This window comes from Lactiplantibacillus sp. 7.2.4, from assembly GCF_018991185.1.
In the GTDB taxonomy this organism is placed as follows: domain Bacteria; phylum Bacillota; class Bacilli; order Lactobacillales; family Lactobacillaceae; genus Lactiplantibacillus; species Lactiplantibacillus pentosus.
Window position 1 is genome coordinate 1 of the sequence record NZ_JAGYGS010000102.1, and the last position, 4740, is coordinate 4740.

At 46.1% G+C, this 4740-nt stretch carries 3 protein-coding genes; 1 reads left to right on the forward strand and 2 read right to left on the reverse strand.

The annotated features are described in order from the left end of the window. On the reverse strand, nucleotides 1-1629 hold a 1629-nt coding region (locus KGF70_RS16375; protein ID WP_216768780.1), incomplete at its 3' end, for an SEC10/PgrA surface exclusion domain-containing protein. 162 nt (nucleotides 1630-1791) lie between these two features. Here KGF70_RS16375 and KGF70_RS16380 point away from each other — a divergent pair. After that, on the forward strand, nucleotides 1792-2106 hold the full coding sequence (locus KGF70_RS16380) for a helix-turn-helix domain-containing protein (protein ID WP_003637982.1): 315 nt from the start codon (nucleotides 1792-1794) through the stop codon (nucleotides 2104-2106). A 130-nt stretch (nucleotides 2107-2236) separates the two neighbouring features. Here KGF70_RS16380 and KGF70_RS16385 read toward each other — a convergent pair. Continuing rightward, nucleotides 2237-4740: CAP domain-containing protein (locus tag KGF70_RS16385; RefSeq protein WP_216786508.1), on the reverse strand; the 2504-nt coding region annotated here is incomplete at its 5' end.

Genomic DNA, 4740 nt, shown 5'->3' on the forward strand with positions numbered 1-4740 from the left:
ATCAAATTTAGACGCATCTTCAAAGTAGTCAGAACGTTGAGGAACAAATACAAAGTGTGAATAGATTATACGTGTTGTTCCAGGAATCCCTTCATAATCTGTCAATGTAGACTTGCTAAATGACAAACCAAAGGATTGGTCTTTACCACCACTGGTATCCCCCAGAATATTATTGGCATGCCCCCATTCTACGTCGTTGAACATGAAGCCCCTCAAAGATTCATACACCCGCTCCATAAAATCATCCAATGTCAAATTCCATGAACCTTCATGCACATCACCTGAGGTGGCCAAGTCTTCGAACATATTCATCTTTGTATGTGAAATTAGTCCATTTTCAGCGGCCGCCTTATTGATGGCAGATACATCATGACCGTTCTCATTGTTCCAGTTATCGATATCATATTGTTTGGCAATATCAATCGCAAATTTGATTCCGCCAGCGGTTACATTTACGTGACCGTGTCCTGTAAATTTTTGTCCGTAGCCATCAATCCAATCAGAATCGCCAAATTCATCACGCATCGAATTAATTAATTGAGCTGCATATTCAGACAATCGTTGCATCACTTCAGGGGTAAAATCATCGAAACTATTAATTTTAATTGCTTGATCAGCAGAATTTGATTGATAATGTAAAGACTCCTCAACAGCCTTACCAGCCTTGATTAATGCCTGCTTATTGGCATCACTCTGATTATCATTGTAGGATCGTAAAGCCTTAATATAATCTTGACTCAAGTGGATTTGATTGGAATTTTCTTGTCCTTGACTTTGAGCACTATCTAAAGCTTGTTGCGCATTACTTTGTGCCTGTTGCGCAATATCGACATTCTTTTGCGCGTCATTTTGAGCCTGATTAGCCGTATCAAGGTTCGTTTGCGCAGTCGCCACCTTAGTCTGTGCATCACTAACTGCCTGACTAGTCTGCTTTGTGGCATCAGTAGCCTGGTTAGCATTAGTTTGCGCTTGACTTAAATTTTGTTGCGCCTTGGCCAAATTTTGTTGCGCCGCAGCGGCATACTTGCCGTCGACAATGTCTTGTGCATGATCAACTTTTGCTTGGGCGTCAGCAACCTTTTGATCGGCTTGCGTTGCATCAGCATTGGTTTGATCGACCACACTTTGGGCACTAGTCACACGGTCACCAGCCTTGGCAACGTCCGTTTTAGCAGTATCAACCGTTTGCGTTAATTGCTGATTTTGATCTTGCTGGTTAGTCACTGCATCTTGTGCTTGGCTAATCGCATCGTCAGTCGCACTATCTGCAACTTGTTGTGCCTTAACTTCATTCGTCTTGGCAGTACTTAAAGCAGTTTGCGCTTTAGTCGCTGTTGTTTGCGCAGTCGCTGCTTGATTGGCGGACTTTGAAGCGGCCGTTTTAGCCGTATCAGCGGCTGTTTGTGCTTGCCCCGTCTTATCCTTAGCATCCTTCACAGTCGCTTGCGCATTTTTAATGTTTCCATCAAGTTCTGCTTGGCTAGTCTTGGCAGTTTGCACTTGCCCCGTTGTTGCATTATTGCTTGCCTGATTGGTCGTATCCGCTTGGGCGGTAGTTGCAGTACCAATCGCAGTTGCGCCCGCAGCAATCAAGGCCGTTGACATCAACGTAATTCGTGTTTTTTTCATAGTAATTTCCTCCAATAGTCTTCCATCAACTAAATACACTATAAAAATGAGTATTAAAAATCCTTTTCTAGCATTTATAATATCATAAAGAAACCCATGTTGGTATATCTATTACTACTATTGTATTTTAAATACTACAATTTTCTATAGAATGAACCTATGATGACAATGGAATATTTTGGTGACAAATTAAAATCGTTAAGAAAAGCAAAGAAGTTAACCCAGGCTGAATTGGCGCAACAACTCGATATTTCAAAATGGGCCATTACTTCTTACGAACAAGGAAAGACATACCCTAGCATTGAAGTTTTAATCAAAATTTGTGCAGTTCTCGACACGTCGTCTGACTATTTACTTGGAATCTCTGATAAGTTACCGGTTAAGATGAGTACACTCGGTTTTACGGATGAGGAGGTCCGATTGTTACTACAGTTCTTAAATTTATTTCAACAAAACAGAACACCCATGGATAAATAAAGACAGCGACCGTTAACGTGCTTACCCATTTAGCCAAAAAATAACCTGAGCTCCAAATATCATTGATTTGATATTTAGAACTCAGGTTATTTTGTTTATTGCGATAGGGATAAATATTTAAAGTTACAAATTACGCGCGCTTGCGTGGCTTGGCCAGACCTAATAGTGCCAGACCTGCAGCAAGTGCACCAACGGCTACCATACCAGAATCTTGTTTCTCATCCGTCTGTGGCAAAGCCGCCGCTTGAGCAGCTGCTGGTTTGGCAGCGGGTTTCGTAACCGTCTTCGCCGCGCTGTTCACGGAAGCAGTCGTCGTAACGTTAGACTTTGCGTCAGCCGTAGCGGTAGCACTCGTGTTCGCAGTGACGGCAAGTGTTTGTGCTGACTGGCTTGTTGCCGTTGCTTGATCAGCAGTTTCCGTCACACCATCGGCAACAGCCGTCGTAACGATATATTTATTCGCTTCGACCCGAGCCAAGAAAGCTTGTGTGGCAGTCAAATCACCCTGGGCAACGGCCAAGTCAACCTTTGCAGCACCCAATACTTGGTTGAGTTGTGCTAAATCGGCCTTTTGACTATCTAACAAGGCCTTGCCAGCTGCTAATTGTGCTTTTGCAGCATCCACTTGGGCTTGTTCCTTCGCCAACGTAGCCTTAGCCATGGCAATTTGTTGTTCGGCGGCTTTATTTTGAGCTTTCATTGCTTCAATTTGGGCTGGTAAGGCGGCGATTTCAGCAGCTAACCGGGTGTTTTCAGCAGTCAAGTCCGCAACCAGCGTCTTGGCACTTGCTAAATTCTTAGCGGCAGTGTCGTCGGCTGTTTGGGCCGCGGCTGTCTTAGCGATTGCGGCCGTTAAGCTTTGTTGCGCAGCGGCTTGTTGCTGTTGAACTGGCGCTAAAGCTGCGCGGGCCTGGGCTAGATTCGTATTTGCCGTACTTAAGCGTGCGATTGCGGCGGCAACTGCTGCTTGGTTAGTGGCAACCGTGGCCTTCAAACTACTCGTTTGATTTTGCAACGTTTGTAAGCTGGCGTTTTGTTTAGCGAGCGTGGTAGCTAAGGAGCGACCCGTCGTTTGTAAACCAGTCAAACTGGTCGTGGCAGCATTCAATGCGGCATTGGCAGCGGCAATCTTCTTAGGATCAGCCGGCGTCGTCTGAACATAGTCAAACGTGACAGCAGGCAAAGATTTCGTGCCCGTCGCAGCCGAAGTATGAGCGTTTTCGAACAAATCAATGTACTTGTCCCAGGCTTCACTGGTCATCCCAGCGTTGTCGACTTCAAAGGCAGCGACGTGTTTAGCTACGTTAGCTGCCACGCCGGCATTCCCCGTCGAATAGATCAGGTTAATGCGGTGACCAAATGAGCCCTGTTCAACATTGTTAGATTCATCGTACCAGCCCATAATGGCAGCGTACGCAACTTCCTGGTCACTTAGATACCATTCCGGATACATCTGCGTCAAGTTTTCTGAATAAATCGAGCCCGTATGATCCAAGCCGCCATCGACTTGCGCAGCTGCACGGGAAATTGCGTTATTTTGCAAGGCAGTTGTCTGTTTTAGTGCCGGTTGACCATTGATTGCACGCAATTCGTTGATATATTCAAACATGTACTTGTTGATGTTATCCACATTCGGCACATACTTGCCATTTTGAGGATAAGCCAGCGTCACCGTTTGGCTGCTGGTAATATCCGATTGTGGAAACATCGCTGCACTGTACTGACTTTGACTTTCGGTCGTTGTCGATGGCTTCTTGGCTGCGGCTAACGCTGCCGTCGCAGCATCAACTTTGGCTTGAGCCGCGCTGATGGCACTATTATTAGCGTTAATTTCATTGGTCGTATTCTGAATTGCTGACTGAGTTGAACTGATTGCTTGGGCGTTCTTAGTCACTGCCGTTTGCGCAGTGGTGACAGCGGTTTTAGCCTGATTGACCTTGGTCGTTGCAGCTTGCTGGTCCTTAGTTGCTTGATCGACGGCCGCCTGTTTAGTAGCTGTTGCTTGCTTGGCTTTATCAACGGTCGTTTGTGCCATGGCTTGATCAGTTTTTGCTTGCGTCAAAGCCGTATCGGCAGTTGCTTTTGCTGTCTGAGCGCGTTGTTCAGTTGCCGGCTGGTTTGCAATTGCAGTCTTGTTAGCTTCAATCTGTTGTTGGTCAGCTGGAATTTTATTTTCAGCGGCGGTTACCTTGGCCTGGTTAGCAGCAAGTTGTTTTTCGGCTGTGGCAACCGATTGACTATTGGCATCAACCGTTTGTTGTGCAACATCCACCTTAGCCTTGCCTGCATCGTACTGTTGCTGACTAGCCGCAACGGTTTCGCTTTGCGCCGTGACTGGTGTCTGAGCTGCCGTGACCTTAGCTTGGGCATCGGCGACCTGTTGTTTAGAAGTCGCAACATTCCCCTTGGCCGTTTGAACATTGGCATCATATTGTTGCTGACTAGTTGGCTTGACCGTTGCTAATTTTTCATTGGTGACAGTCTTCGTGCTGGCCTGCGTCGCAGTAGTATTAGTTGCTTGGTTGGCCGTGGCATCATCCGTCGTTGTGGTATCCGCCTGTGCATTGTTTACCCCTAATTGGGTCCCCACAAACAGTGCCGCCGTGGTAATACCGGTATATAACAATTTCTTTT

What these genes read in the sequence shown, in the direction of transcription:
- KGF70_RS16380 (WP_003637982.1), top strand. Translation starts at nt 1,792, where the DNA reads ATGACAATGGAATATTTTGGTGACAAATTAAAATCGTTAAGAAAAGCA.